Annotated in this window: 26 protein-coding genes; 17 read left to right on the forward strand and 9 right to left on the reverse strand. The window is 69.5% G+C overall.

The window, feature by feature from the left end:
- Window positions 1-62: 62 nt before the first annotated feature.
- On the reverse strand, window positions 63-1,187 hold the full coding sequence (locus BJY22_RS02625) for a Rossmann-fold NAD(P)-binding domain-containing protein (RefSeq protein ID WP_167203575.1): 1,125 nt from the start codon (window positions 1,185-1,187) through the stop codon (window positions 63-65).
- Between the two features lie 43 nt (window positions 1,188-1,230).
- Window positions 1,231-2,565 (reverse strand): dipeptidase, encoded by a 1,335-nt coding sequence (locus BJY22_RS02630; protein WP_167203576.1) that lies wholly within the window; start codon window positions 2,563-2,565, stop codon window positions 1,231-1,233.
- A 134-nt stretch (window positions 2,566-2,699) separates the two neighbouring features.
- On the opposite strand from BJY22_RS02630, the gene BJY22_RS02635 reads away from it, so the two are divergent.
- Both BJY22_RS02635 and BJY22_RS40930 read left to right on the forward strand, forming a co-directional pair.
- On the forward strand, window positions 2,700-3,113 hold the full coding sequence (locus BJY22_RS02635; protein WP_202890965.1) for a hypothetical protein: 414 nt from the start codon (window positions 2,700-2,702) through the stop codon (window positions 3,111-3,113).
- Between the two features lie 278 nt (window positions 3,114-3,391).
- Window positions 3,392-3,541 (forward strand): hypothetical protein, encoded by a 150-nt coding sequence (locus tag BJY22_RS40930; protein WP_202890966.1) that lies wholly within the window; start codon window positions 3,392-3,394, stop codon window positions 3,539-3,541.
- Here the strand turns inward: BJY22_RS40930 and BJY22_RS02645 are convergent.
- On the reverse strand, window positions 3,538-4,956 hold the full coding sequence (locus BJY22_RS02645) for a serine/threonine-protein kinase (protein WP_167203577.1): 1,419 nt from the start codon (window positions 4,954-4,956) through the stop codon (window positions 3,538-3,540). The genes BJY22_RS40930 and BJY22_RS02645 overlap by 4 nt on opposite strands.
- Before the next feature lie 97 nt (window positions 4,957-5,053).
- Here BJY22_RS02645 and BJY22_RS02650 point away from each other — a divergent pair, with 97 nt between their 5' ends.
- From BJY22_RS02650 to BJY22_RS02705, 12 genes are all read left to right on the forward strand, one after another.
- A complete protein-coding gene (locus BJY22_RS02650; RefSeq protein WP_167203578.1) occupies window positions 5,054-6,280 on the forward strand; it encodes a hypothetical protein in 1,227 nt (408 codons plus the stop codon).
- 52 nt (window positions 6,281-6,332) lie between these two features.
- The gene (locus BJY22_RS02655) at window positions 6,333-7,487 is read left to right on the forward strand and encodes a hypothetical protein (protein WP_167203579.1); all 1,155 of its coding nucleotides are present in this window, start codon (window positions 6,333-6,335) and stop codon (window positions 7,485-7,487) included.
- A gap of 55 nt (window positions 7,488-7,542) precedes the next feature.
- A complete protein-coding gene (locus BJY22_RS02660) occupies window positions 7,543-8,280 on the forward strand; it encodes a metallophosphoesterase family protein (RefSeq protein ID WP_167203580.1) in 738 nt (245 codons plus the stop codon).
- A 17-nt stretch (window positions 8,281-8,297) separates the two neighbouring features.
- Entirely contained in the window at window positions 8,298-9,428 is a 1,131-nt protein-coding gene (locus BJY22_RS02665) for a histidine kinase (protein WP_167203581.1), read from the forward strand.
- Between the two features lie 9 nt (window positions 9,429-9,437).
- Window positions 9,438-10,181 (forward strand): LytR/AlgR family response regulator transcription factor, encoded by a 744-nt coding sequence (locus BJY22_RS02670; RefSeq protein ID WP_167203582.1) that lies wholly within the window; start codon window positions 9,438-9,440, stop codon window positions 10,179-10,181.
- Window positions 10,178-10,558, forward strand: coding sequence for a hypothetical protein (locus BJY22_RS02675; RefSeq protein WP_167203583.1), 381 nt, complete (start codon window positions 10,178-10,180; stop codon window positions 10,556-10,558). Before BJY22_RS02670 ends, BJY22_RS02675 begins: the two co-directional genes overlap by 4 nt.
- Before the next feature lie 2 nt (window positions 10,559-10,560).
- Window positions 10,561-12,099, forward strand: coding sequence for a sodium/solute symporter (locus tag BJY22_RS02680; protein ID WP_167203584.1), 1,539 nt, complete (start codon window positions 10,561-10,563; stop codon window positions 12,097-12,099).
- 172 nt (window positions 12,100-12,271) lie between these two features.
- Window positions 12,272-12,604 (forward strand): DUF485 domain-containing protein, encoded by a 333-nt coding sequence (locus tag BJY22_RS02685; protein WP_167203585.1) that lies wholly within the window; start codon window positions 12,272-12,274, stop codon window positions 12,602-12,604.
- 11 nt (window positions 12,605-12,615) lie between these two features.
- Window positions 12,616-14,247 (forward strand): solute symporter family protein, encoded by a 1,632-nt coding sequence (locus tag BJY22_RS02690; protein ID WP_167217791.1) that lies wholly within the window; start codon window positions 12,616-12,618, stop codon window positions 14,245-14,247.
- A 232-nt stretch (window positions 14,248-14,479) separates the two neighbouring features.
- Complete coding sequence (locus BJY22_RS02695; protein ID WP_167203586.1) at window positions 14,480-14,833, forward strand: VOC family protein; 354 nt, start codon at window positions 14,480-14,482, stop codon at window positions 14,831-14,833.
- A gap of 3 nt (window positions 14,834-14,836) precedes the next feature.
- Entirely contained in the window at window positions 14,837-15,184 is a 348-nt protein-coding gene (locus BJY22_RS02700) for an ArsR/SmtB family transcription factor (RefSeq protein WP_167203587.1), read from the forward strand.
- Complete coding sequence (locus BJY22_RS02705; RefSeq protein ID WP_167203588.1) at window positions 15,171-15,641, forward strand: SRPBCC family protein; 471 nt, start codon at window positions 15,171-15,173, stop codon at window positions 15,639-15,641. The genes BJY22_RS02700 and BJY22_RS02705 overlap by 14 nt, the downstream gene beginning before the upstream one ends.
- Here the strand turns inward: BJY22_RS02705 and BJY22_RS02710 are convergent.
- Genes BJY22_RS02710 through BJY22_RS02720 form a run of 3 tightly spaced genes read right to left on the reverse strand, consistent with a single transcriptional unit; the run spans window position 15,625 to window position 18,084 of the window.
- Window positions 15,625-17,115 (reverse strand): CYTH and CHAD domain-containing protein, encoded by a 1,491-nt coding sequence (locus BJY22_RS02710; protein ID WP_167203589.1) that lies wholly within the window; start codon window positions 17,113-17,115, stop codon window positions 15,625-15,627. The genes BJY22_RS02705 and BJY22_RS02710 overlap by 17 nt on opposite strands.
- A 31-nt stretch (window positions 17,116-17,146) precedes the next feature.
- On the reverse strand, window positions 17,147-17,287 hold the full coding sequence (locus BJY22_RS02715; RefSeq protein ID WP_167203590.1) for a hypothetical protein: 141 nt from the start codon (window positions 17,285-17,287) through the stop codon (window positions 17,147-17,149).
- Entirely contained in the window at window positions 17,284-18,084 is an 801-nt protein-coding gene (locus BJY22_RS02720; RefSeq protein ID WP_167203591.1) for a methyltransferase, read from the reverse strand. Before BJY22_RS02720 ends, BJY22_RS02715 begins: the two co-directional genes overlap by 4 nt.
- Window positions 18,085-18,112: 28 nt before the next feature.
- Here BJY22_RS02720 and pdxR point away from each other — a divergent pair, with 28 nt between their 5' ends.
- Together pdxR and BJY22_RS02730 are read left to right on the forward strand one after the other, a co-directional pair.
- Window positions 18,113-19,630 (forward strand): MocR-like pyridoxine biosynthesis transcription factor PdxR, encoded by a 1,518-nt coding sequence (pdxR, locus tag BJY22_RS02725; protein ID WP_167203592.1) that lies wholly within the window; start codon window positions 18,113-18,115, stop codon window positions 19,628-19,630.
- A gap of 288 nt (window positions 19,631-19,918) precedes the next feature.
- A complete protein-coding gene (locus BJY22_RS02730) occupies window positions 19,919-21,154 on the forward strand; it encodes an IS110 family RNA-guided transposase (protein ID WP_167203593.1) in 1,236 nt (411 codons plus the stop codon).
- Window positions 21,155-21,165: 11 nt separating this feature from the next.
- On the opposite strand, the gene BJY22_RS02735 is transcribed toward BJY22_RS02730, so the two are convergent.
- Entirely contained in the window at window positions 21,166-23,337 is a 2,172-nt protein-coding gene (locus BJY22_RS02735) for an MMPL family transporter (RefSeq protein ID WP_167203594.1), read from the reverse strand.
- Window positions 23,338-23,442: 105 nt separating this feature from the next.
- Here BJY22_RS02735 and BJY22_RS02740 point away from each other — a divergent pair, with 105 nt between their 5' ends.
- Entirely contained in the window at window positions 23,443-24,051 is a 609-nt protein-coding gene (locus BJY22_RS02740; RefSeq protein WP_202890967.1) for a TetR/AcrR family transcriptional regulator, read from the forward strand.
- On the opposite strand, the gene BJY22_RS02745 is transcribed toward BJY22_RS02740, so the two are convergent.
- Both BJY22_RS02745 and BJY22_RS02750 read right to left on the reverse strand, forming a co-directional pair.
- Window positions 24,039-25,004, reverse strand: a complete 966-nt coding sequence (locus tag BJY22_RS02745) for a hypothetical protein (protein ID WP_167203595.1) — start codon at window positions 25,002-25,004, stop codon at window positions 24,039-24,041. The genes BJY22_RS02740 and BJY22_RS02745 overlap by 13 nt on opposite strands.
- 13 nt (window positions 25,005-25,017) lie before the next feature.
- On the reverse strand, window positions 25,018-26,304 hold the full coding sequence (locus tag BJY22_RS02750) for an MFS transporter (RefSeq protein ID WP_167203596.1): 1,287 nt from the start codon (window positions 26,302-26,304) through the stop codon (window positions 25,018-25,020).
- Window positions 26,305-26,357 lie beyond the last annotated feature (53 nt).

Genomic DNA, 26,357 nt, shown 5'->3' on the forward strand with positions numbered 1-26,357 from the left:
GAGGGAAGACCAGGAGTCACAGCCCCATGACCCGCCGCGCCGGAGGCGTGGCATCAGCACCGTCACAAGGACTGTCCCTTCAGGAGCTCGCGGGTGGGCTCGTGGAGCACGGTGCCGTCGTGGGTCACGCAGCAGCCGCGGACGATCTCGTCGTCGAAGTCGGGGTCGAACGCGGCGTTCCGCGTCATCAACCGGATCAGGTTGGCGATGTTCTGGCCGTAGAGCCGCGAGGCCGGCCCGGCCATCTGCGACGGCACGTTCGCCCCGCCCCAGACCAGCGCGTCGCCGATCACCAGCTCGGTCCCGGCGACGGATCCCTCGACGTTGCCGCCTTGCTCGGACGCGAGGTCGACGACCACCGAGCCTGGCTTCATCTGCTCGACCATCGACCGGGACACCAGCATCGGCGCGGTCCGGCCCGGTACGGCGGCCGTCGTGATCAGGGCGTCCGCCGCCGCGACGTACGGCGTGAGCAGTTCACGCTGGAGCTGCGCGCGCTCCGGGGTCATCTCGCGGGCGTAGCCGCCCGGGCCGTCCAGTGTGCCGAGTTCGAGTTCGATCGGTATGGCGCCCATCGACGCGATCTCCTCCGCGGCGGCGGTCCGTACGTCGTACGCCTTGACGACCGCTCCGAGGCGTTTCGCGGTGGCGATCGCCTGCAGGCCGGCGACGCCCGCGCCGAGGACGAGGACCTGGGCCGGCGGGACGGTGCCGGCCGCCGTCATGTTCAACGGGAAGAAGCGCGGCAGCCGTTCGGCGGCGACGATCGCGGCCCGGTACCCGGCGACGAGCGCCTGTGACGACAGCGCGTCCATCGACTGGGCCCGGGAGATCCGCGGGATCATTTCCATCGCGAACGCCGTCAGCTTGGCCCGGGTTGCGGTCCGGACCACGTCTGGCGGGTTGGTCGGCAGGAACGACATCAGCGCCGTACCGGCGTGCAGGCGCTGCAGGCGTTCGCGTTCGAGCGGCTGCACCGACGTCACGATGGTCGCCGCATGGTCGGCGCCCCACGCGACCTCGGCGCCCGCCTCGCGGTATTGGTCGTCGGAGAACAGTGCGCGTTCGCCGGCGGCCGGCTCGACCGCGACCTCGTACCCGAGCTCGATCAGTTTCGCGACTTGTTCCGGCACCAGCGCGACCCGGCGCTCGGCCGGTCTGGTCTCCCGTACGACTGCGATCTTCACTCGCCGAAACCTATGCCAAACACTGGGTCGCCGGAAAGGTGGGTCAGGCCTGGTTTGCGAGGTTCTGCAGCAGCAGGGCCTCGGCGAGGCAGACCTTGCGGAACTCGGCGAGGTGCAGGCCCTCGTCGATACCGTGTGCGCGGGTGTCCGGATCCTCGACGCCGGTGACCAGGATCGTCGCCTGCGGGAAGGTCTGCTGGAACTCCGCGATGAACGGGATCGACCCGCCCATTCCCATGTCTACCGGCTCGACGCCCCAGGCTTCCTGGAACGCCGACCGCGCCGCTTCGTACCCCGCACCGCGGGCGTTCACGCTGCAGGGCTGACCGGTCTGCCCCTCGGTGACGGTGACCTGAGCGCCCCACGGCGCATGCTCCTCCAGGTGCCGCTTCAGCGCCGCGCTCGCCTTGACGGCATCGTCACCGGGCGCGACGCGCAGGCTGACCTTGGCCCTCGCGACCGGCACCAGCGTGTTGCTCGCCTGCGCCACCGACGGCGCGTCGATCCCGACCACGGCGACCGCAGGCCGCGTCCAGAGCCGGTCGACCAGCGACCCCGATCCGGTCAGGCGCACCGAGTCCAGCACCGACGACTCGGCGCGCAGCCGGTCCTCCGGGTACTCGACGTCCGCCGCCCGCGACGCGTGCAGACCGTCGACCGCGACGTCGCCCTTGTCGTCGTGCAGTGTCGCGAGCAGCCGGCACAGCGCGGACAGCGCGTCCGGGATCGGGCCGCCGAACAGGCCGGAATGCACCGCGTGGTCCAGCGTTCGCACCTCGACATACGACTCGACGAGGCCGCGCAGCGAGACCGTCAGCGCCGGATGTCCGACCTCCCAGTTGCCGGAGTCGGCGATTACGATCGCGTCCGCGGCCAGTTCGTCGGAGTACTCGTCGAGCAGCTGCAGCAGGGTCGGCGAGCCGATCTCCTCCTCGCCCTCGACGAAAACGGTCACGCCGACCGGCAGATCGTTGCCGAAGGCCCGTACGGCGGCCAGGTGCGCGGCGATCCCGGCCTTGTCGTCGGCGGCGCCCCGACCGTACAGCCGGTCGCCGCGCTCGGTCGGCTCGAACGGCTCGGAGGTCCACTGCTCCACCGGCCCGGTCGGCTGGACGTCGTGGTGCGCGTACAGCAGGACGGTCGGCTTCCCCGCCGGAGCCGGCTTCTTCGCGATCACCGCCGGCGCACCGTCGCCGGCCCGGACGATCTTCACCGTGAAGCCCTCGGCCCCGAACAACGCCGCGGTCGCCTCGGCGGACCGCTGCACGTCGGCCGCACGGGCCGGCTCGTAACTGACCGACGGGATCCGGATGAGGTCCTCGAGGTCGGCACGGACACTGGGCAGAACGCGGTCGATCGCCGCTGACAGATCGGTCATGCGACAACCGTACGGCGTCCGTTCGCGCAGTGTTTATTCACATGCGCGACGCCCAGTTCACCCTCGCGTGTTACTCATTGGCGATTTACTCTGAGTATCTCGTAGGTTTTCGCCCACAACCGAAGAGGTCCACCATGGTCAAGCGCCCCCTTGCCATCGTTCTCACCGTCGTCGCGGCGGCCCTGACGGCTGCCACACCCGCGCACGCGGCGATCAGCTGCGACACCTCGACCAGCGGCGGCTCGACGTTCTACGCCGGACCGTCGGCCTCGTACAAGTACGACGCCCGGTTCAGCAACAGCGCGAGCATCCCGAACCTCGGCACCCACACCCCGCAAGGCGCGGGGACTTGGTACGACTGGGACGGCTCCGGCAAGAACCTCATCCTGATCGCGTCGTACCGCACCGGCGCCGACTCGCAGATCTACGGCATCGATCCGTCCACCGGCGCCACGGTCGGCGTGGTCGCGATCGCGGAGTCCCACGTCGGCGGAATCACCGTGAGCAAGTCTTCATTAACTGTCGGATGTGGAAGTTGGCTATCGTAGCTGCGAGCTGCGATAGCCAAGCAGCCAGCAGTAACCGCGGCCGGGCGGGCCGTGGCAGCACGGGGAGCCTTCTTGCGCAGTCGGGCACGGCCGTGAACCGTGAACCTCACCCGCAAGGGTGGAATCCCATCGCGCGAGCGATGGGAGGACGTCAACTACAGCACGTCGTACGACGAGCGACAGCGGTAGGCGGACCAACGAACCGCAGTGGTGTTCATGTGGTGGAGCGCGGCCGGAGGATTGATCCCGGCCGCGCTCAACCATTTCCGGCGCCGAGCATGAACGAGGGCATCACGGAGTACAACGGGACGGCGTACCTCGTCTACGAGTCCGGATCACACCTGTACGCGTCGGATCCGACCACGCTCAACGTGATCCCCCGCATGCACAAGGCAAGCATGTCGTCGCTGACGTCGCTGGTCCCTTAAGAGCCGTACTTCGCGGAGTCGAGCACCTGCGTCCGGATCTTCTCGTCCGCCGTGCGGACTTGGATCCGGACGATGGTGTTCGTCGCCACCTCGCGGTATTGCTCGACGATCCTTGGGCTGTCACCGCAGTCGAGCGTGAACGTGATGTTCTGCTGGTCGCCGCTCCCGCCAGGAGTCCCTGCGCCCGCGGTGCATCCCTCGGGTGCAGCGATGCTGGTCGGCAACTTGGAGAGGTTCTCCACGCCGAGGTAGACGCCTTCGACCGTCTGGTTGCTGTGCCAGGCTGATGTATCGGTACTGACCAGGAGCGCCTGGCCGTCGGTGGCCTTCTGGCCCCAGGCTCTCGGGACCTCCACGGACAGGTTCTCGTGCTCCACCGTTACCGGGCGGGTCAGGACGTACTGGTAGCCGCCGTACCCACCTCCCGCGGCCAGGAGCACTGCGGCGACTGCCGTGAGCACACCGGCCCGCCCGCGCTTCGGCTTCGCGGCGACGGTGGACTGCTCCGAGCTGACCAGTGCGGTCGCCTGGTCGACCGGTCCGGTCGCCGCGGGTGGGGGCATGGCCGCGGCCGGCACCAGCCCGGCCGGGACCTTGCCCGTGGTATGCGCCTCGCGCAGGGCGTTGAGGAAGCTGTCCAGGTCCGGCCAGCGCTGATCCCGGTCCGGCTCGAGAGCACGCCGTACGACGACATCGATCGCGTCCGGCACGTCTGCGCGCAGCGTGGTCATCGAAGGAGGTGGCGCGTCGATCTGCATCACCGCGCCGAGGCTGGCGACACCGTGCGGCGCCTGACCGGTGAAGGCTGCGTACGCGACCGCACCGAGCGAGTACAGGTCCGCGCGGTGATCCAGACGGTCACCCATCACCTGCTCAGGGGCGACGTACGCCGGGGTACCGCCGGGCATCGTGATGCGGGAGACCTCGGCCAGCGCCTTGCCCAGCCCGAGATCGGACAGCATCGCGCGGTCGCCCGCGGCCGGGTCGGTGCGGAACAGCACGTTGGCCGGCTTCACGTCCCGGTGCAGGACGCCGCGGGCGTGCAGGTGTTTCAGGCCGCGGCCGACCTGCGTGATGATCCGGACCGCCTCGCCGAGCTCGAGCGGCCCGGCCTTGATCTTGTCGGCGAGCGTGCCGCCGTCGGCGTAGGTGAGGACCATGAACGGGCGGCCGTCCTCGGCCTCGCCGATGTCGTGGACGCCGACGACGTACAGCGAGTCGACCCTGCGCAGGAACCGGCCCTCGGCGAGGAACCGGCGCCGGACGTCCTCGTCCTCGACCCAGTTCTCGGACAGGATCTTGATCGCGACCTCGGCGTCCAGCTGCTCGTCGCGCGCCAGCCAAACGGTCGCGAAACCTCCGGCACCCACCCGGCGGACCAGGGAGTACCGGCCGATCCGGGGTGGCTGGTCCATGGCGCAATTATGCTTGATCCGTTCTGCGACTCGTTCGCTGGAGTGAACAAAGCGGTGGCGTACGACGTCATACGGGCGAGATTCACCGGTGACGAGGATGGGGGCTGCCGTGCAGCACATCAACAGGCGGCTGGTGATCACGGTCAGCGTGATCGCGGTCGCGGCTGTCACGATCGGCGGGGCCTTCGCGTACCGCACCGGGCCGGCCGAGGCCGACGGCAGGGCTGCACCGCTCACCGGCTCGCCGACCCCGACCACTTCGACGCCGACCCCCACTCCGATCAGCCGTACGACGATCGCGAGCCGGACGCCGTCGGTCAAACCGTCGGCCACCCCGCCCACGAAGCCACCTGCCGCCGGAGCGACGGTCACCGGCCCGACCAAGGTCGCCGTGGCCGTGAGCAAGCTTCCCGAGGGCCGTGAGCCCCAGGTTCCCTATCTCGTCGACCGTGAGATCCGAGGTGGGTCCGGCGAGGTCGTCACGCTCCCGGGGACCGGCGGAGTGATCGCGGTGGGCCGCCTGGGCGAGGGCGCCCTGGCGATCGTCCAGGACGGGAACGACGGCACCGAGCTGCTGAAGACGCAGAACGACAAGGTGGTCCGCCGTACGCCAGATGTGACGTCGCTGGTGACGACTCGCGACCAGTCGGCAGCGGCCTACGCCGCGGCGCGCATCAGCTCGTTGGGTGCGGCGGTCAAAGGCGGGACTGTGTACGCGGAGACCACCACCTCGGTCAGGTCGTTGAAGCTGCCGGACAGCTGGAACCTCCAGGTGCTCGCCTTTGCCGACGGCAAGGTGTACTTCCGGGCCGCGAGCGCCGAGGACGGCCCGTGGACGTTGTACTCCTGGTCTCCCGGCGCATCGGCAGCCGTCAAGGTGAAGAGCGTGGTCTCACCGACCGCCGTGTCCGCGAACGGCCGGATCGCCGCTTCGATGGGAACACTGAACGACAGCGGCAGCTGTTCCAGCGTCGTCGAGGTCGGCAGCGGACGGCAGCTGTTCCGGACCTGCGACAACCAGGTGTCCGGGTTCACTCCGGACGGCACCACGGCGGTCGGCGGATCGGCGTACGGCGACGGCTACTGCGACACCATTCAGGTCGCGCTCGCGGTCTCCACCGGCAAGCTGCTCCGCGAATGGAAAGGCTGTTTCCACCAGTCGGTGGCCGAGGACGACCAGCATGTCCTGATCGTGGCCGTGGCTTCCGGAGGCGGCGGCGACCCGGGGACCAAGAGCGCGATCATCCGCTGCACGATCACGACCGGGGCCTGTGAGCTCGCCACCCCCATCAGCACCGACAAGGCGCTGCGGATCGGCACCTGAGCGTTCCGTTCCGCCGGGTCCCTGACCAAGAACTGTTTTGAGGAGATCGCCGATGCGAGTGCAGAACGGCCGCCTGGTCGCCCTCGTCGCAGCTGTCGCCGTCGCCGCCATCGCCGGCGGCGGCGCCCTCGCCTACCGCCAGGGCCCGACGGCCAACGCGGAAGGCGGCGGCACCGCTGCCCCGCTCTCGACCTCACCGTCGCCGAGCGCGAGCACCCCTGCGACGAGCGCGCCGGCCACGTCCAAGCCGACCCCGTCCAAGACATCGAGCACTCCGTCGGGTCCGGTCAAGACGAAGGTCGACCTCAAGAAGCTCACCGAGGGCAGGGCGCCGCAGGTCACGTACCTGAGCGGCCGGACGATCCGCGGCGGCGCCGGCGAGGACGTGAAGGTCCCGGGCACCACGGACATCCAGGAGGTCGCCAGGGTCGGCAGCTCGGCGCTCGCCGTGGTCACCAAGGGATCCGGCACCGAGATGCTGACCCTGGACAGCGAGGGCAACGTCACCCGCCGGACGCCCGACGTGACCCAGATCGTCACCACCGACGACGACAGCGCGGCCGCGTACGTCGCCACTCGTCTGAAGGAAACAGGTGAAGAACTCCCCGGTGCGACCATCTACGCCGAGCAGACCGAGGTCCGGAAGGTCACGGTGGAGGGCGTCTGGAACACCACGCCGCTCGCCTACCTCAACGGCAAGGTGTACTTCGAGGCGTCGACGACCCAGGATGGCGACTCTGTTCTGTACGAGTGGACGCCGGGCGATGCGAAGCCCGTCCAGCTCAAGGCGATCCCGAAGCCGCTAGCCGTGTCCAGCGCAGGTACGGCGGGCTCGCTGACCGCACTGAACGACCAGAGCAGCTGCAGCAGCCTCCTCACCGTTCCGACCGGTAAGCGGCTGTGGCGCACCTGTGACTACCTGATCACCGGCTTCACCCCAGACGCCGCGACCGTCATCGCCGGGCCGAAGTACCAGGACGGGTACGGCGACGGCATCGCGGGAGCGCTGGACGCGAAGACGGGCAAGCTGCTGCACGAGTGGACCGGTGTCTTCCGCCAAACCGTCCCCGAGGACGACCAGCACCTGCTGCTGCTCGCCGACGACGGTGACGAGACACCTGCGTCGATCATCCGCTGCACCATCTCCACAGGCGCCTGCGAGCTCGCCACTCCACTCGCCAATGGCCAGTTGCTGATCGGCGCCTGATCTGCTCTGAGCAGATGTGCCTTCACCACAAGGGCTTTCGCGGCAGACTGCTGGTATGACGACCGTTGCTGTGCTGGCTGACGTTCATGGCGTGCTGCCTGCGTTGGAGGCTGTGCTGGGTGAGCCGGATGTGCAGGCGGCCGAGCGGATCGTGCTGGCGGGCGACATCGCGAGTGGGCCGCAGCCGGTGGAGACGTTGGATGCGCTGACTGCGCTGGGCGACCGCGTGGTCTGGGTACGCGGCAATGCGGACCGGGAGCTCGTGGAGATGGCCCGGGGGACGTACGACGACCAGCCGCCGGATGCGGTGAGCCCGTGGGCCGCGGGGCAGCTGCGACCGGACCAGGTCGAGCTGCTCGCTGCACTGCCTACGACCGTCACAGTCGGGGACGTGCTGTTCTGCCACGCCACACCGCGCAACGACGAGGAGGTGGTGCTGGTCGACAGCCCCATCGCCCGGTGGGCACAGGTGTTCGAAGGGCTGCCCGACGAGGTCAGGACGGTGGTCTGCGGGCACACCCACATGTCGTTCGCCCGGCAGGTCGATCGGCGGCTGGTGGTGAACGCCGGCAGCGTCGGCATGCCGTACGGCGCTCCTGGTCCGAGCTGGGCGCTGCTGACCGCAGACGGAGTACAACTGCGCCGTGCACCACTCGACGCGACCAAGGCGGCGGAGCGGATCGTGAGCGAGTCCTCGTACCCAGGTCGGGCGGACTGGGTCGCGGAGTACCTGCTGCACAACTACTCCGACACGGAGGCGCTGGAGGCGTTCAGGCCGCGCGCGGAGGGCTGACCGGTTACCGTCAGGGGGTGTTCGCGCGCCGGCGGAAGCATTTCGGGACCCCGGCCGACAAGGCGACGTACGCGACTTTGCATACCGCCTCGTTGGCCAGCCCTCACCTGCGCGAAGGGCTGACACCAGCCGCCGCAGGTAAGGCGAGCCGCCACCTGAGGGACCTCCTGGGTACGGCGGCCATCGCGATCTGCGACGCGTCCGGGGTACTGGCCTGGGACGGCATCGGTGGACCGTACGAGAGCAACCACCGCCGGGACGCCAAGGACATCGCCACCCCGACGCTCCGCTCCGGCCGCACGGCAGTACTAGGTGCACACGACGTGGCGTGCGGCGACCCGCAGTGTCCGATCCGTACGGCGGTCGTCGCACCGATCGTCACCGAGGAACGCGTAGTCGCCGTACTGCTCGCCTACAGCCACAACACCTCAGCTGCGCTGGTCAGAGCGACCGAAGAGGTCGCCCGGTGGGTCTCCGGCCAGGTAGAGCTCGCGGAGCTCAACAAGGAACGCACCCGCGCCATGGAGGCCGAGCTGCGCGCGCTACGCGCTCAGATCAGCCCTCACTTCATTTACAACGCTCTGGCCGCTATTGCGTCGTTCGTCCGCACAGATCCGGAGCGGGCGCGTGAGCTGCTGCTGGAGTTCGCAGACTTCTCCCGGTACGCGCTGCGGCGTGGTGGGGAGTTCACCACGCTCGCCGATGAGCTGCGCAACGTGGAGCGCTACCTGGTGCTGGAGCAGGCCCGGTTCGGTGACCGGCTCAAGGTGTCGCTCCAGATCGCTCCTGAGGTGCTGCCGGTGGTCATCCCGTTCCTGGTGGTCCAGCCGCTGGTGGAGAACGCAGTACGGCATGGGCTGGAGGGTACGACGGGCGTCGGCAACATCACGATCCGCGCGCGCGACCGGATCAACGAGGCGGAGATCAGCGTGGAGGACGACGGCGCGGGCAGCGACCCGGAGGTGATCCGCGCGGCCCTGTCCGGCGAGTCCGGGAGCGACTCGGTCGGCCTCGGGAACGTCGACGCGCGGCTGCGGCAGGTGTACGGCGACACGTACGGCCTGGTCGTGGAGACCGCCGTGGACGCCGGCACCAAGGTGACTTTCCGCATCCCCAAATACTCCTCAGGGGTGCATGCCTCGCCGTAGTGTGACGCTATGGCCGACAGTCCCCTGCGCGCGCTGGTCGCGGACGACGAGGAGCCCGCCCTGGCCGAGCTGGTGTACCTGCTGGGCCAGGACCCCCGGATCGGCGAGATCCGGACGGCCTCGAACGGCCCGGACGCGCTGAAGATCCTGCAGGCGACCGACCTGGACGTGGTGTTCTGCGACATCAAGATGCCCGGTCTGGACGGGATCGACCTGGCCCGGGTGCTGTCCAAGTTCGCCAGCCGGCCACAGATCGTGTTCGTCACGGCGTACGACGAGCACGCCGTGGCGGCGTTCGACCTGGAGGCCACCGACTACGTGATGAAGCCGGTCCGGCAGGAGCGGCTGGCCGAGGCGGTACGCCGGGTGGTCACACAGGGCGCCCCGACCGCGCTGCAGTCGCCGGAGGAGTCTGAGGACGAGGTGATCGCGGTAGAGCTGGCCGGCGTCACCAGGTTCGTCCAGCGCTCCACGGTGCGGTACGTCGAGGCACAGGGCGACTACGCCCGCCTACACACCGGCCAGAACTCGCACCTCGTCCGCATCCCGCTGAGCACCCTGGAGGAACGCTGGCGGGATGCGGGGTTCACCCGGATCCACCGCAGCACCCTGGTCGCGCTGCAGCACGTGGACGAGATGCGGGTGGACGGCGGGCGCTGCGCGGTCCGGGTCGGTGACGACTGGCTCCCGGTCAGCCGCCGGCACACACGCGAGCTCCGCGACCTCCTTGTCCGTTCGACGTCCCTGAGATGAGTACTCCCGAGGGACCGCGCAGGGTCCGTGTCACCAGCCCCCGGACCAGCGCTGCCCGGCGTCCGATCATGCCGACGGGCGCCCGTGAGATCGACGAGCAGACCCGCCTCGGCGAGATCTACATGCAGTCGCTGGTCCAGTCCCAGCTGCGGCTTGCGCTGGCCGTCATCGGCGGCGTACTGCTGCTCCTCGGCAGCATCCCGCTGCTGTTCTGGCTGGTCCCGCCGGCCCGCACGCTGTCGATTCTCGGTCTGCCGCTGCCCTGGGTGATCCTCGGCATCCTGGTCTATCCGGTCGTGTACGTCGCCGCGCGCATCTACGTCCGGCACGCCGAGCGGATCGAGGCCGAGTTCACCGAGTTCGTGGGGCGGCAGTAGCGATGTCGCCGGCGCTCAGCCTGACCGCGATCGGATTGGTGGTCCTGGCAACGATCGCGATCGGGCTGTTCGGCCTGCGGATCTCGCGCACCACCAGCGACTTCTACGTGGCCAGCCGCGCCGTCACGCCCCGCTGGAACGCGTCCGCGATCAGCGGCGAGTACCTGTCCGCCGCGTCGTTCCTGGGCGTCGCCGGCCTTGTGCTGGTGAACGGCGCCGACATGCTCTGGTTCTCGGTCGGCTACACCGTCGGCTACCTGATGCTGCTGGTCCTGGTCGCGGCTCCGCTGCGCCGGTCCGGTGCGTACACGCTCCCCGACTTCGCCGAGACCCGCTTCGAGTCGGCCGCCGTACGACGGATCTGCGCCGGACTCGTGGTCGGTATCGGGACGCTCTACCTGCTGCCCCAGCTGCAAGGAGCCGGCCTCGCGGTGCAGACCGTGACGGGCGCTCCGCCGCATGTCGGTGCTGCGATCGTCGCGGTGATCGTGGTGATCAACGTCGCCGCGGGCGGAATGCGTTCGATCACCTTCGTCCAGGCGTTCCAGTACTGGCTCAAGCTGACCGCACTGGCGATGCCGATCTTCGTCATCCTGCTCCTCTGGCACCAACCGGTCGGCGTCCTCGACTCGCTGCACGGCGCGGCCGCCGAGTGGGCCGAGCCGCTGTCCCGCGCCGGGGGTCGCGACCACCCGCTGTACGCGACCTATTCGTTGCTCCTGGCCCTTTGTTTCGGGACGATGGGGCTTCCGCACGTCCTGGTCCGCTTCTATACGAACCCCGACGGCCGGGCGGCCCGCCGTACCACTGTCGTCGTCCTCGCGTTGCTCGGGATGTTCTACCTCTTCCCGCCGATGTACGCGATCCTCGGGCGGACGTTCGCGCCGGATCTGGTGGACGCGGGCGGCGATACCGTCGTACTCGAGCTGCCCGGACGCGTTTTCCCTGGTACAGCAGGGGATCTGCTCGGTGCACTGGTCGCGGCAGGGGCGTTCGCGGCGTTCCTGTCGACGTCGTCGGGGTTGACGGTCGCGATCGCCGGGGTGATCGACCAGGACCTGTTGCGGAGCCGGCTGCACCGGTGGAGCGGCGGAGACTACGTCGCGGTGAACAGCTTCCGGATCGCGTCGCTGCTCGCGATGATCGTCCCGTACCTGGCGTTCACGGCGACGGGCGCGCTGAGTCTCGCGGACACCGTCGGGCTCGCGTTCGCGCTCGCCGCGTCGACGTTCTGCCCGTTGCTGGTGCTGGGGATCTGGTGGCGGCGGATGTCGACGACCGGCGCCGCGGCCGGGTTGGTGGTCGGCGGGATCGCGGCCAGCGCGGCCGCACTGGTGAACGTGCTGGGCGCACCACAGGGCGGTTGGCCGCGCGCGCTCGTCGGGCAGCCGGCCGCGTGGACGATGCCGCTCGCGTTCCTCACGGTGATCGTGGTCTCCCGGCTCACCCCGGACCGCATCCCGGCAGGCACCGCCCGCAGCATGGTCCGCCTGCACACCCCCGAGGCCGTCAACGTGGATCGCCGACCGTTCGTCGCGTGATACCTACCGCTCGCCGCAGTTGAGTGATCCACCGAACGACTGGTGTGCTCCGCTGAGCGACCGGTGCCCGCCGGTGCTGTCAAGACCCCCGTGACCCGCGCCACAGTACGAGACAGCAACCCCCGCCGGCCTCGACACCCGCCCGGCTCGATCCCCTCCCTGGAGGCTCGCGATGAGTGAGATGCGCGATCGCGAACTGTCGACGTACCGAGACGTCCAGTTGTCACCGGACTTCTCCGAACTGCGTCGCCGGTTCCGGCGCTTCGTGTTCCCGATGACCGCGTTGTTCCTGGTCTGGTACTTCGTCTACGTCCTGCTCGCCGACTACGCGCACGGCTTCATGTCGTACCGGATCGGCGGCAACATCAACGTGGCGCTGCTGCTCGGCCTCGGCCAGTTCGTGTCGACGTTCGCGATCACGATGATCTACGTCCGCTGGGCGGATCGCCGGGTCGACCCGGACGCCGAGAAGTTGCGTCACCAGATCGAGGGAGAGCCGCAGTGACCGCCCCGCTGATGTTGCCCATGGCAACCGATATCGGTAACCCGACCGTCAACATCCTGATCTTCGGGCTGTTCGTGCTGGCCACGCTGGCGATCGTGTTCAAGGCGTCGCGGAACAACAAGACCGCGGCCGACTTCTACGCCGGCGGCCGGTCGTTCACCGGCCCGCAGAACGGCGTCGCGATCGCCGGCGACTACCTGTCCGCCGCGTCCTTCCTCGGCATCGCCGGCGCGATCGCGCTGAACGGGTACGACGGCTTCCTGTACTCCATCGGCTTCCTGGTGGCCTGGCTGGTCGCCCTGCTGCTGGTCGCCGAACTGCTGCGGAACACCGGCCGCTTCACGATGGCCGACGTACTGTCGTTCCGCCTCAAGCAGCGGCCGGTCCGGATGGCGGCCGCGATCTCGACCCTCGGCGTCTGCTTCTTCTACCTGCTGGCGCAGATGGCAGGCGCCGGGGGTCTCGTCGCCCTCCTGCTCGGTGTCTCCGGCCGGGCCGGGCAGAGCATCGTGATCGCCGTGGTCGGCATCCTGATGATCACTTACGTGCTCGTCGGCGGCATGAAGGGCACCACCTGGGTGCAGATCGTCAAGGCCGTGCTGCTCGTCATCGGCGCCGGCATCATGACGCTCTGGGTGCTGGCGAAGTACACCTTCAACCTGTCCGGCCTGCTCGGCGCGGCGGTCGAGAACAGCCCCGCGGCCGGCGAGAAGCTGCTGAACCCGGGCCTGCAGTACGGCCTCACCGGTGTCACCAAGCTGGACTTCCTCTCGCTCGCACTCGCGCTGGTACTCGGCACCGCCGGTCTGCCGCACGTACTGATGCGGTTCTACACCGTGCCGGACTCCAAGGAGGCGCGGCGCAGCGTCAGCTGGGCGATCTGGATCATCGGCATCTTCTACCTGTTCACGCTGGTGCTCGGGTACGGCGCCGCGGCGATCGTCGGCCCCGACGCGATCAGGGCCGCACCCGGCAAGGCGAACTCGGCCGCTCCACTGCTCGCGTTCGCACTCGGCGGCGAGATCCTGCTCGGCGTCATCTCGGCGGTCGCGTTCGCGACGATCCTCGCCGTGGTGGCCGGGCTGACGATCACCGCGAGTACGTCGTTCGCGCACGACATCTACGGCCAGATCATCAAGAAGGGCCAGATCAGCGGCGACGGCGAGGTCCGCGTGGCCCGCTACACCGCGGTCGTGATCGGCATCGTCGCGATCGTCGGCGGCATCTTCGCGAACGGGCAGAACATCGCGTTCCTGGTGGCGCTCGCGTTCGCGGTCGCGGCCAGCGCGAACCTGCCGACGATCCTGTACTCGCTGTTCTGGCGCCGCTTCAACACCCGCGGCGCGCTGTGGAGCATCTACGGCGGCCTGGCCTCGACGATCATCCTGATCATCTTCAGCCCGGTCGTCTCCGGCAAGGTGGACAAGAAGACCGGCGCCAGCCTGTCGATGATCACCGACACCAACATCGACTTCCACTGGTTCCCGCTGGACAACCCCGGCATCGTCTCGATCCCGCTGGCCTTCCTGCTCGGCTGGCTCGGCACCATCACCAGCAAGGAACAGGTCGACGTCGACCGCTTCGCCGAAATGGAGGTCCGCTCCCTCACCGGCGCGGGCGCCGAGAAGGCAGTCCACCACTGAGACCTGTCAGGCAGGCCCTGCTGAATCCAAGCGAACCTGCCTGACAGCCCCACCCCCGCCCCCGAGACGGACCCGGCACCCTCCCGCCGGGTCCGTCTTCTGCGTCCAGCTCGACGCAATTGCGACAACCCCCGGGGTCTGGAGACACGCAGTACCTTGTCTCGACAGTCCGCCGCCTGTCGCAGCTCGGGATGGATTGACGCGTAGGAAGTTTCCTACGTATTGTGCGGGTATGGCTATCAACACCGTGAAGACCGTGACCGTGTTCGTGTCCGACCAGGACGCCGCTCGTGACTTCTATGTCGATGCCCTCGGCATGGAGGTGAAGGCCGACCAGACCTTCGGCGACAACCGCTGGCTCGAGGTGGGTGCGCCTCGGGGCACCACGCTCGTGCTGCACAAGCCGTTCCCGGGGATGAGCGCCGGCGGCGGGCAGGGGACGCTGCTCGCCAGCGACGACCTCGACGCCGACATCGCTCGTCTGCAGGCCGCGGGTGTGGTCGTCGACGGTCCCAACGAGCTGCCGTGGGCAACGCAGGCGACGTTCTCCGACCCGGACGGCAACGGCTACGTACTGCAGGGCTGAACCTTGCCCCGACGCGTCAAGAGCGGACCGCTGGACGAGGTGTTCGCCGCGCTCGCCAACCCCACCCGCCGAGACATCCTGGACGCGCTCCTCGACGGGGAACACACCGCCGGGGAGCTCGCCGGGAAGTTCGACATGGCCCGTCCCAGCGTCTCCGAGCATCTCCGCGCGCTGCGGGAGACCGGTCTGGTCGAAGAGCGGGCTGAAGGACGCCACCGTTTCTACCGGGTCACCGGCGAACCGATGGCGGAGCTGATCGACTGGCTGACCCCGTACGAGAGATTCTGGCGTGACCGGATGATCGCGCTCGGCGGCGTCCTCGACCGGATGGACGACGATGACGACGAATGACGACCTCACCACGATCGAGGTCGACCAGTACTTCCCCCATCCGCCGGCGAAACTCTGGCGCGCGTTGACGACACCGGACCTGATGGCGCAGTGGCTGATGCCGAACGACTTCGAACCCGTCGTCGGCCACCGCTTCACCTTCCACGGACGCCCGGTCGTGCAGACCGGATTCTCCGGGCAGATCGCCTGTCAGGTGCTGGAGCTGACCCCGCCCAAGCGGTTACGGATCAGCTGGGCCGACGCCGACGATCCCGGCTCGATGCCGACGGAGGTCGCCTGGACCCTCCAACCCGAGGGCCAGGGCACCCGCCTGATCCTCGAACACTCCGGCTTCGACCCTGACGACCCAACCCAACAGCTCGTCCGCCGCCTGATGAACGGCGGCTGGCGCAGCCACGTACTCCGCCGCCTGACCGACGTACTACAGCCCGTCGTGTGCGTCAGGACTGGAATTTGAGCGTGGGCCAGAGTTTGTAGAAGGCGTCGCGGGAGCTGGTGCCGCGGGCTTCCTCGGCGGCGTGCAGGCGGCCGTAGGTGAAGGGGTTGCCGCCCTCGGCGTACACCTGCAGGGCCAGCTGGCGTAGGAGGTCGCGCGAGACGACGGAGTCCTGGTGTTCGCCGAGGACCTCCTGGACTTCCTCGGCCCGCGCGGCCAGCTCGGCGGCCTCGTCGCCCAGGACGGGTACGGCGGACTCCGCGGCGTACCGCAGTCGCTTGGCGGCCTTGCGGACCTCGTGGAGCTCGTGGTCCTGCTCCGCGTCCGTCTCGGCGTCCTGCGAACGGCGTACTGCCTTCCGCATCCGCCGGTAGTCGTGGTCGAGCAGCTCGCCGATCTGCTTGCTCGCCTTCCGGTCGTCGCCGGTGACCGGCGGCTTCGCGACCAGCTCGTCCAGCGCGTCGAGCAGCCGGAAGTACCGCGGACTCTCCAGCGCGGCGAGCGCCCCCGCGCGTCCTTCCTTGTAGACCTGCCGCAGATGGTCGTCGATCCGCCCGGCGACCCGGCCCATCACGAGCTCGACCGGCTGTTCGGCGACCTCGGCCGCGAAGTGCTCGCGCTGCACCTCCGCGTCCCGCGCCGCGCCGAGCTCACCCGCGAGCCACTTCAGCTCGGCGCGCAGCTCGTCACCGGCCGCGCGGTCGACGGCCGGGCGGTACGTCGCCAGCGCCGACCGCAGCCGCCGCGTCGCGACCCGGAACTTGTGGATCGAGTCCGGCACGTCCCGCCGTACCTCGGGGTCCCGCTCCCGGATCGCCTGCACCTGCGCACCGGCGTACGCGCGGAACAGGTCCGACGTCCGCGGCTTCTTCGGCAAGGTCCAGTCGTCGTACGACGGAACGCGATCGCCGAGTGCCCTGGCCAGCTTGCTCGGACCGCTCGCCGGACGCGCGCCCGCGGACTTCAGCAGCTCGCCCGCGTCCTCCAGCAGCAGCTCGTCGCCGCCGACGAGCTCGACCTCCCACTCGCGCCAGCTCTCCGGCTCACCACCCTCGACCGTCGCGGTCACCTGGTCGTCGGCCAGCTCCGCGAGGACCTCACCGGCATCGTCGAGCAGCCGATGCACGATGCGCCGGGTCCGCAACGTCACGACCGGCGTCAACGGGTGGTCGCGGACGTGCACCCGGACCGTGCGGACGACCGCGATCGGTACGCCCGTCGAACGGCCGAGTGGATGCCGGACCTCGAGCCGCCCACCGGACGACCCCGGGAACTTCACGTGCCACCCGTCGTCCTCGCCCCCGGTGCGGCGGCGCAGCGTCACCTTGTGCGCGGCCAGGTCGAGGTCGGCGGTGTCGTAGTACACGGCCTCGAGGTCGAGCTCGACCGGTTGCGCGACCCGCGCGACTCCGGGCAGTTCGTGCAGCGCCGGCAGCATCACGCTGTCGTCGACGTCGTACTTCGTCTCGATCTCGAGCTGTTCAGTCGGTGGCATCCTTCTTGTTTACCAGGCGTTCATGAACTCGTCAGGCGAGTGCGCGCAGATCGGCGACCAGTCGCTCCAGATCGCGGTCGGTGACACCACCTGGCGTCGGGCGGATCTGCTTGCGCTGGTTGCGATTCAGAGCCCAGCAGATGAGGGCAACGAGGACTGTCAATTCGATCATGTCCGGCCAACTCCTTTGAAGAACGTGTAGTGAAAGGTGCCGCCGGGTTCGGCGGCCTGGTCCAGGTCACGGGTGCCGGCGGCCCATTCGGCCTCGGTCCGCAGTCCGGCGGCGATGGCGCGGTCGCGGACGGACTCGACCATCGCGATGAACGTCTTGCGGGTGAAACCGTCGACCAGGTGCGGGAGGTTCTGGTCGGCGTAGACGGTGCGCGGACCGACCTGTACGTCGTCGTACCCGGCCTGCTCGAGCAACGGCTGCAGCCGGCGGCCGATCAGCGCGTCACCGCCCGCGGCAGCCTGCAGGTCGACGAGACAGTCGATGACGGCTTGCGCCCGCGTACTGCGCGGATGGAAGAAGGCGGACCCGTGGTCGCCCTCGATGACGGTGATCGTGCCGCCGGGCTTCAACAGGTTGCGGAGCCGGACGAGGGCGTCACCGGGATCGGCGAGGTGTTCGAGAACGAAGCAGACGAAGACGTGGTCGAACTTCTCGTCGCCGAGTTCGCGCAGGTCCGCGTGCCGCCAGTCGACCGTCGCGTGCGGCGCCTGCTCGGCCACGCGGGCCTTCGCCTGGCCGAGCGACTCCTCGGAGATGTCGATCGAGGTGAGCTCGATGCCGGGGCTGCGGGTGACGAGCTGGACGGTCTGCGCACCCACGCCGCAGCCGGCCTCCAGCACCCGGCTGCCGGGCCGGTACGTGGTGCCGCCGTGGAGCAGGTCGGCCAGGGTGCCGGCCTGGTCGGTCAGCCGGCGCGTCTCCGCCGGGGTGTAGCCGTGGACGTAGTCGGTTCCCATACCTCCACGGTCGCGCGACAATGGTCCTGTGAACAGGTCCAATCCGGCGAGAAGTGGCAGGTCCAATGGCGGGGCCGACTTCCTGCAGCTCGACCCGTCCGAGGCACCCGCGGGAGGACTCGCGGACTGGCTGACCGATCGCCTCCGGACCGCGATCTCCACCGGTCACCTGCCGGTCGGCGCCCGGCTGCCCGCCACCCGCACCCTTGCCACCGACCTCGGCATCTCCCGCGGCGTCGTCACGGAGACGTACCAGCGCCTGACCGAAGACGGCCAGATCGCCGGGCAAGGCCGCCGCGGCACGGTCGTCGTCGCGGCCCCGCTGCGCACCGCGACCGAACCGGCCCGACAGACCGGCCGGGACCCGGTTCTGCGAGACGAGGAATCGCTCCTGTCGCGTCCCGGCCTGGACGCGTTCGACCGGTTGCGGGACCTCCCGGCGCACATCGATCTGACGCCGGGCGTGCCGGACCTGGCGGCGTTTCCGCGCGCCGCCTGGATGCGGGCGGAGCGAGCGGTGCTGAGCGATCTGCGGTCCGCGGACTTCGGGTACGGCGACCCCGCCGGCACAGCGGCGCTCCGCCGGGCAGTCGCGGCCTGGTTGGCGCAGTACCGCGGGATCGCGGCGGACCCCGACGACCTGATCATCGTGGCCGGCGTCGCGCAGGCCATCGGGCTCGTCGCGCAAGTCCTCTCCCAGCACGACACCCACGAGATCGCGGTCGAGGATCCCGGCTCGCTCGGCTCCCGCCAGCACCTGCAGAACTGGGGCCTGCGGACCCTGCCCATCCCCGTCGACGACCGCGGGCTGCGGGTCGACGTACTGCGTGATTCCGGCGCCGAGGTCGTGATGGCGACGCCGGCGCACCACTTCCCGACCGGCGTCGTCCTGGACGGTGAACGCCGGCGCGAACTCATCCACTGGGCGAAGGACGGCGGTCTGATCCTCGAGGACGACTACGACGCGGAGCACCGGTACGACCGCCCGCCGGTCCCGGCCCTGCGCGCGATGCTGCCTGACCAGGTGATCTACGCCGGCAGTATCTCCAAGCTGCTCGCCCCGGCGCTGCGGATCGGCTGGATGCTGGCGCCGACGCGGTACAAGGAGGAACTGATTGCCCGGAAACGTCTGGCCGACCTCGGCAACGCGGGCCTCCCGCAGCTCACCCTCGCGCATCTGATGGAGTCCGGCGAACTCGAACGCCAGCTCCGCTTCCTACGCCGCCGGCACCGCACCCGCCGCGACGCGATGGTCACCGCGATCCGCAACCACTTGCCCACCGCAACCATCCACGGTGCCGCCGCCGGCCTGCATCTCACCATCACGTTCGCCGACGACACCGACGACGCCGCCCTGGCCGCGGCCGCCCTGGACCGAGGCGTGAAATGCCACCCGCTGTCGTGGCACTGCCAACTCCCCCACGCCCCCGGCCTGGTCCTCGGCTACGCCGCCCGCACCCCCACCGACATCACCGCGGCCATCGCCCAGTTGGGGACCGTTCGACAGGAGGTGTCCGGCCGGCGGCCCGCACCCGGCGCATGCTGAGGCGGGAGAAGGTGTCTACGTGCCCACATACCTCCTAATGGGTGTTACCGGGTCGGTCGCTGGCAGACTCGGTGGCTGGTAGCCGCTGGCGGGTGAGCACTCATACCTCCTGGACTGTTTGAGTCCTGACGACAGAGCGTGCCCTCGCTGGTGGTGCGGGAGATTGTAGGGCTGATGGGGTGTCGTGCCCACCGCTGCTGGTTGGTTGGTGTGAGCACTGATCCATTAGGGCGCTCAAGGTCTCTCGCGGGCTGCCGGGATTGGTCGGGAGGCGATGGGAGAGTTGTTGTGTTGTTTGTGGGTGACGACTGGGCCGAAGGGCATCACGACCTGCAGGTCGAGGACGACCAGGGCCGGGTCCTGGCCCGTGGGCGGGTGGACGAGGGCATTGCCGGGATGGTTCGGTTCCACGAGTTGGTGGCGGAGTTCCTGGGCGATGATGCCGGTCCGGAGGAGGTGGTGATCGGGATCGAGACCGATCGCGGGCCGTGGGTGGCCGCGTTGCTGGCGGCGGGGTATGTGGTGTTCGCGGTGAACCCGAAACTTGCTGCCCGGCACCGTGAGAGTTTGTCGTTGTCGGGTGCGAAGGACGACAAGACCGATGCCCGGACGCTGGCCGACCTGGTCCGGACCCGTAGGCATCAACTGCGGCCGGTCACGGCCGATTCCGAGCTGGCCGACGGGGTCAAGGTGCTCGCCCGGGCGCATCAGTCGCTGATCCAGGAGCGGACCCGGCACCTGCTGCGGCTGCGGGCCGCGCTGCGGGAGTACTTCCCGTCCGCGCTGGTTGCCTACCAGCAAGGGACGTTGACGCTGACCGGTGCCGACGTGCTGGCGTTACTGGCCAAGGCCCCCACCCCGGCAGCGGCGGCGAAACTGACGATCGTCCAGATCACCGCGGCGTTGAAGACCGCCGGGCGGCGAGGCGACCTGGCCGAACGGGCCGCGGCGGTGCAGGCCGCGCTGCGCACCGAGCATCTCGGCCAGCCCGAGATCATCACCGCCGCCTACGCGGCCACGGTCGGCTCCACGGTCGCGATCCTGCAGACCCTGAACACCCAGATCCCTGCCCTGCAGGAAGGGGTCGAGGCCTCTTTTGGCCGGCACCCGGACGTTGAGATCTACCGCAGCCAGCCCGGCCTCGGACCGATCCTCGGCGCCCGGGTGCTCGCAGAGTTCGGCGACGCCCCCGGCCGCTACGCCGACGCCAAAGCCCGCAAGAACTACGCCGGCACCGCACCCATCACCCGCCAATCCGGCAAACTGAAAACCGTGCACGCCCGGTTCATCCACAACAACCGGCTCGTCAACGCCATCGACCTGTGGGCCAGCGCCGCCACCCTGCACGACGCCGATGTCCGCGCCTACTACGACCAACTCCGCGGCCGCGGCCTCGGCCACCACGCCGCGCTACGCCAGATCGGCAACCGGCTCGTCGGCATCCTCCACGGCTGCCTCAAAACCCACACCCTCTACAACCCCCAAACCGCCTGGTCACACCGCGCCACAACCCAAGCCGCTTGACACCCTTAGCTCTAGGGGTGTCTGTTGTTAGGTACCCCAGGGCTCCACCAGTTCGCCCGCCCCGCGAGCTTCATGAACGCCGGCAGCAGCACGCCCCGGATCGCCGTCGCGTCCACGAGCACCGCAACCGCCATGCCGACGCCGATCATCTTCAGGTACACGACCCCGCCGCTCGCATAGACGGCGAACGACGACGCCAGGACGACGGCCGCGGTCGTGACCAGCGGCGCCGACCGCTGCAACCCGGTCGCCACCGCACGCTCGGTGTCGCCCGTCCGCAGGTACTCCTCCCGGATCCGCGACACGATGAACACCTCGTAGTCCATCGACAAGCCGTACACGATGCAGAACATCAGCGTCGGCATGCTCGCCTCCAGCACCCCGGTCGCCGTGAACCCGAGCAGCCCGGACAGATTGCCCCACTGGAACACCCACACCATCACGCCGAACATCACAGCGAGACTGAGCAGGTTCAGCACGGTCGCCTTCAACGGCAGCAGCACACTGCCGGTCGCGACGTACAGCACGACCACACTGAGCAGCAGGATCAGACCAAGCACCAACGGGATCCGTTCGGTGAGTGCCGAGCGCCAGTCCGACATCTCGGCCGGCGAGCCACCGATGATGGTCGGGTACGGCGCCGACGCCGAGCGGACCCGCTCGACCAGGCCCCCGATGTCGCCTTCGAGCGCGTCCTCGGTCGGGATGACTGTCAGGTACGCGCCGCCGTTGCGGACGTAGGTGTCCACCTGAGCGACGCCCTCGAACTCTCCGAGGACCTTCGCGTACGGCGCCAGGCGCGCCGGGTCGGCCGCCTCGGGCATCACGACGTACAGCGCGTCGGACTCCTCCTGGCCGAAGTTCTCCCGGACCTGGTCGGCCATGATGCGACTGCTGGCGTCCGCGGGGAGGATCCGCGCGTCCGGCAGACCGAAGCGCAAACCCAGAGCAGGGGCCGAGAGCAACAAGATCAGCACCAGTACGCTGCCGCCGATGAGCGCGGGGCGGCGCATGACCGCGGTTGCCAGCGCGGCCCATCGACCGGTTCGGGCGCGCACCGGCGTGGGCCGGACGACTCGCCGACCGAGGAGCGCCAGGACGGCGGGCAGGATGACCAGTGCGCCGATCAGCGCGGACGCGACGACAAGCACACCGGCGTACCCGAAGGATCGCAGGAAGGACAGCGGGAACAGCAACAGTGCGAGCAGCGAGATCGCGACCGTCAGCCCGCTGAAGAAGACGGTTCGGCCGGCTGTGCGGACCGCGGTCACCACCGCGTCGTGGACCTCTGCACCATCGGCGAGTTCTTCGCGGAACCTCGCGATCACGAAGAGGCAGTAGTCGACCCCCAACGCCAGTCCCATCACCAGCGACAGATTGGCGGCGAACGTCGAGACCTCGGTGAACGCCGCGATCACGCGCAGGCCGGTCAGCGCGCCGCCGACCGCGAAGATCCCGACGCCGAGCGTCACGAGCGCCAGCGAAACCCTGCGATAGATAAGGATCAGCAAAGCCAGGACCATCGGAATCACCACCAGTTCCGCGCGCAGGAAGTCCTGGCGGGCCTGGGCGCCGATCTCGCGGAACACCTCGTCCTGACCGCCTGCCTGCACGGTGATCGCATCCCGCGTTCCGGCGTACTGCGCGGCGAGTTCGCCGACGCGTTGGCGGGCCTCGTTCACGTCACCCGGTACGCGGACGAGGACGAGCGCCTGCCGGGAATCGTTGCTGCGCAAGGCCGGGCTGTCCCCGCGGGACCAGTACGACGCGGCTTCGGCAACTCCCGGTTGGCTTGCGATGTCGTTGGTGAGGCCAACACCAGCCGCTCTCACAGCTGGGTCGTCGACGGTTCCGGTCTGTGCTGTCACGAGGAAGGCGAGGTTCGGCGGGCCGGTCCGGAACTGCTCGGCGAGCACCCGGCGGGCGCGATCGGACTCCGACGCCGGGTCGGCGATCCGGGAGAGCGAGAAGGCGTCGAGCGCCCCGGCTGCAACCGCGAGCACGAGTCCGGTCAGGACCAGCGAGAGCGCCGCGACGACCCGACGGCGCCGCACCACCAGCCGACCGAGCCGGCCCAGCAGATCGACGCCGGACCCGGGAGCCGCAGCATCAGCCCGGGCATCCGCAGCTTCGGGTCGGGCATCCGCCCGCTCCGGGCCGGTGGGCGGGGCGGTTTCGGGCATGGCGGACCTCCGGGCAGGCGGGGGTAGGATGACCAAACACGAGCAGTTGCTCGCATACCGAAAAATACGAGCTTTTACTCGTGTTTGTCAACGAAGGGATCAGGGATGCCCGAGGAGCCGCGTCGCCAGGCGCGCGGGCAGCGGCGGATGGTGCAACTGCTGGACGCCGCCGCGGTGGTGTTCGCCGAAGCGGGCTACGCGAAGGCGACCACGAACGCGATCGCCAAGCAGGCCGGGGTCTCGCCGGGCACCCTGTACCAGTTCTTCGCGAACAAGGAGGCGCTCGCCGAAGCCCTCGCGGAGCGCTACCGCAGCGAGCTCGCCGCCGCGCACGCGAAGGCCTTCGATCCGGGTACGGCGCACCTGCCGCTGCCCGAGCTGGTCGACCGGATGATCCGGCCGATGGTCGAGGTCAACCTGGCGAACCCGGGATTCAAGGCACTGTTCGGCAGCGGCGACCTGCCCGACAAACTGACCGCGCCCACCCGCGCCTTGCAGCGGGCCGTGATCGGCCGCGTCGCCGAGGTCCTCGCCGCGCGCTACCCCGACCTACCTCCCGACCGTCTCGAGACCACAGCGGCCGTCGCGACCCAGATCTTCGCCGCGCTCCTCGGCACGATCGTGTCCACCCCGGCGGCCCATCGCGAACGCTGGATCACCGAGCTCAACCAGGCCCTGGTCGGTTACCTGACGCCGGTCGATCAGCGGGTGTAGAGCGGGGACATCGCGAGCGCGAACTGGGTCATCAGGTCCGGATCGATCTTGCGGGCGGGGAGCGGGACCAGGTCGACGATCTTGTCGGCGCCGACGCGGATCGTGGTGCGGCCGGTGGCGGTGTCGACGTACCCCTCGTCGCCGAGCGGGACCGACTGCGACGTCGGCAGCTTGCGGATCGGCGCCATCAACCCCTCGGCGTCCGGCTCCCGGCGGACCGACGAGGAGAGCACGCTCGTCGAGTTCACCCAGCCGCAGACCAGGTCGCCGACGAGGCTCTGACCGTCGCGCCGGACCATTGCCGGCGCGCCCATCACCTTGGCAGCGGCCGACGAGCCACGCTCACAGTCCGAGCGCGTGATCAGCCGCTCGGGGTCGGGCAGCCCGGCAGCCTGCCGGACGACCTCCTGGCCGAGTACGACGTACTTCGCGAGCGTCGCCTGCGGACCGGAGAGCTTGTACAGCTTGCCGCCGAGCAGGAAGACCAGGAACTGGCTGTTTCCGTACCCGCCCTCGCCGACGGTGGCGGGCTTGATCGGCTCGCGCGGCTGCTTGGCGTACTCCTTCTGGGTCGCCGCCAGCGTCGCCTTCGTGGCCGGCAGCACCGAGACGCCGACCCTCAGCCCCGGACCGTTCGGGCTGGTGCTGAGCGCGAACTGACAGACGTCGTACGTCGGGATGCCGAACTCGGCCGGCGGGTTCTTGGACTGGATGTTCGCGACAGGCGCCGCGAGCGTCGACTGCACCAGCGCGGCGTCCATCCGCACGCACAAGGTGTCCGCGACCTCGGCCGTCTCGGACGGCGTCTGCGAGGGCGTCGCGGACGGGGTCGCCGACGTCGGCGGCGTACTCACCGACACCAGCGGCGGGACGCTCGGCGCGGTCTCCTGCCCGGGACCGCCACATCCGGCAAGCAGTACGACGGCCAGCCCGGAGGCGATCAGGATACGCATGATGGCTCAGACCCTAACCTGCGGCGCGGAGCTCCCTTTCGCGGACGGCGTGTTCGTCGGTGCGGGCGTCGTACCGCCAGAACTCGCGCAGCCAGGCGGCGGTCCCGACCACGCCCACCACGCACAGCACGCCGCCACTGACGATCGCGGTCCGGACACCGGTGAGATCGGCGACCAGGCCGGACCGGGCCTGACCTCCGAGCGGGCCGAGCGAGTACCCGAGCATCTCGATCCCGGCCAGCCGGCCGCGCATCTCGTCGGGGATCGTCTGGTTCCAGATCACCGAACGGAACAGCACCGAGACCATGTCGGCCGCACCCGCCAGGGCGAAGAACACGATCGCGAACCAGATGTTCGGCGCCGGCCCGGCGATCCCGACCGCGGCACCCCAGCCCATCGTGGCCAGCACCACCGCCCGGCCCTGGTGGTGGACGTGTTTCGCCCAGCCGCTGGTGAGGCTGGCACACATCGCCCCGATCGCCTCCGCGCTGTAGAGCAGACCGAGCAGCTTCGGTTCCTTCAGGATGTCGGTCGCGAACGCCGGGAACAGCACGATCGGCATCGCCAGGAACATCCCGACCATGTCCACCAGGTACGTCGCCAGCAGGTCCTTGCGGCGGTACGCGTACACGATCCCGCCGCCGATCGCCCGCAGGCTCGGCGCCGTAGTGCCGTCGCCCGCGCGGTACGAACCCAGGCGGGCGTAGAGCAGCGTGGCGAACACGATCCCGCCCAGCTCGACCGAGAACGCCCAGGTCAGGCCCACTGTGCCGACCAGGACGCCGCCCAGCGCCGGGCCGGCGAGCTGACCGACCTGCGCGGTCAGGGAGCTCAGTGCGACCGCCGCCGGGATCTCGTCGTGCCGCACCACACGGGGCAGGAGCGCCTCGCGACTCGGCCGCTGCAGCGAGGACGCGACCGCGTTCAGCGCGCCGCAGACGTAGATCAGCCAGACCTGCGGGTTCGGCAGCAGGGTGTTGACCACCATCAGCGCGGAGATCACGACCTGGGCCAGGCCGGTGAGGACGAGCAGCTTCCGGCGTTCCACGTGATCGGCGAGCGCACCGCCGTACAGGCCGAAGACCACCAGCGGGACGATCGTGACCAGGCCCATCGCGCCGACGGCGAAGTTCGAGCCGGTCAGTTGGTACAGCTGGTACGGCAGGGCGACGTACCCGACCATGCCGCCGAGGAAGAACACCGAGCCCGCGACCAGCAGGATGCGAAAATCACGGGAACCACGCCACGGGGTCAGATCGACACGCAACCGGGCCAGCCGCGTGCCAAGACTTGCGAGCACCGCCCTATCGTGACAGGTCCGACCGGCGCAGACGAACCTGTTTAGGCGCTGGA

This window comes from Kribbella shirazensis (assembly GCF_011761605.1).
In the GTDB taxonomy this organism is placed as follows: domain Bacteria; phylum Actinomycetota; class Actinomycetes; order Propionibacteriales; family Kribbellaceae; genus Kribbella; species Kribbella shirazensis.

What these genes read in the sequence shown, in the direction of transcription:
- BJY22_RS02670 (WP_167203582.1), top strand. Translation starts at nt 9,438, where the DNA reads ATGGCCGACAGTCCCCTGCGCGCGCTGGTCGCGGACGACGAGGAGCCC.
- BJY22_RS02690 (WP_167217791.1), top strand. Translation starts at nt 12,616, where the DNA reads ATGTTGCCCATGGCAACCGATATCGGTAACCCGACCGTCAACATCCTG.
- BJY22_RS02650 (WP_167203578.1), top strand. Translation starts at nt 5,054, where the DNA reads ATGGGGGCTGCCGTGCAGCACATCAACAGGCGGCTGGTGATCACGGTC.
- BJY22_RS02660 (WP_167203580.1), top strand. Translation starts at nt 7,543, where the DNA reads ATGACGACCGTTGCTGTGCTGGCTGACGTTCATGGCGTGCTGCCTGCG.
- BJY22_RS02630 (WP_167203576.1), bottom strand. Translation starts at nt 2,565, where the DNA reads ATGACCGATCTGTCAGCGGCGATCGACCGCGTTCTGCCCAGTGTCCGT.
- BJY22_RS02710 (WP_167203589.1), bottom strand. Translation starts at nt 17,115, where the DNA reads ATGCCACCGACTGAACAGCTCGAGATCGAGACGAAGTACGACGTCGAC.
- BJY22_RS02685 (WP_167203585.1), top strand. Translation starts at nt 12,272, where the DNA reads ATGAGTGAGATGCGCGATCGCGAACTGTCGACGTACCGAGACGTCCAG.
- BJY22_RS02720 (WP_167203591.1), bottom strand. Translation starts at nt 18,084, where the DNA reads ATGGGAACCGACTACGTCCACGGCTACACCCCGGCGGAGACGCGCCGG.
- BJY22_RS02635 (WP_202890965.1), top strand. Translation starts at nt 2,700, where the DNA reads ATGGTCAAGCGCCCCCTTGCCATCGTTCTCACCGTCGTCGCGGCGGCC.
- BJY22_RS40930 (WP_202890966.1), top strand. Translation starts at nt 3,392, where the DNA reads ATGAACGAGGGCATCACGGAGTACAACGGGACGGCGTACCTCGTCTAC.
- BJY22_RS02695 (WP_167203586.1), top strand. Translation starts at nt 14,480, where the DNA reads ATGGCTATCAACACCGTGAAGACCGTGACCGTGTTCGTGTCCGACCAG.
- BJY22_RS02655 (WP_167203579.1), top strand. Translation starts at nt 6,333, where the DNA reads ATGCGAGTGCAGAACGGCCGCCTGGTCGCCCTCGTCGCAGCTGTCGCC.
- BJY22_RS02745 (WP_167203595.1), bottom strand. Translation starts at nt 25,004, where the DNA reads ATGCGTATCCTGATCGCCTCCGGGCTGGCCGTCGTACTGCTTGCCGGA.
- BJY22_RS02680 (WP_167203584.1), top strand. Translation starts at nt 10,561, where the DNA reads ATGTCGCCGGCGCTCAGCCTGACCGCGATCGGATTGGTGGTCCTGGCA.
- BJY22_RS02675 (WP_167203583.1), top strand. Translation starts at nt 10,178, where the DNA reads ATGAGTACTCCCGAGGGACCGCGCAGGGTCCGTGTCACCAGCCCCCGG.
- BJY22_RS02715 (WP_167203590.1), bottom strand. Translation starts at nt 17,287, where the DNA reads ATGATCGAATTGACAGTCCTCGTTGCCCTCATCTGCTGGGCTCTGAAT.
- BJY22_RS02705 (WP_167203588.1), top strand. Translation starts at nt 15,171, where the DNA reads ATGACGACGAATGACGACCTCACCACGATCGAGGTCGACCAGTACTTC.
- BJY22_RS02740 (WP_202890967.1), top strand. Translation starts at nt 23,443, where the DNA reads ATGCCCGAGGAGCCGCGTCGCCAGGCGCGCGGGCAGCGGCGGATGGTG.
- BJY22_RS02735 (WP_167203594.1), bottom strand. Translation starts at nt 23,337, where the DNA reads ATGCCCGAAACCGCCCCGCCCACCGGCCCGGAGCGGGCGGATGCCCGA.
- BJY22_RS02645 (WP_167203577.1), bottom strand. Translation starts at nt 4,956, where the DNA reads ATGGACCAGCCACCCCGGATCGGCCGGTACTCCCTGGTCCGCCGGGTG.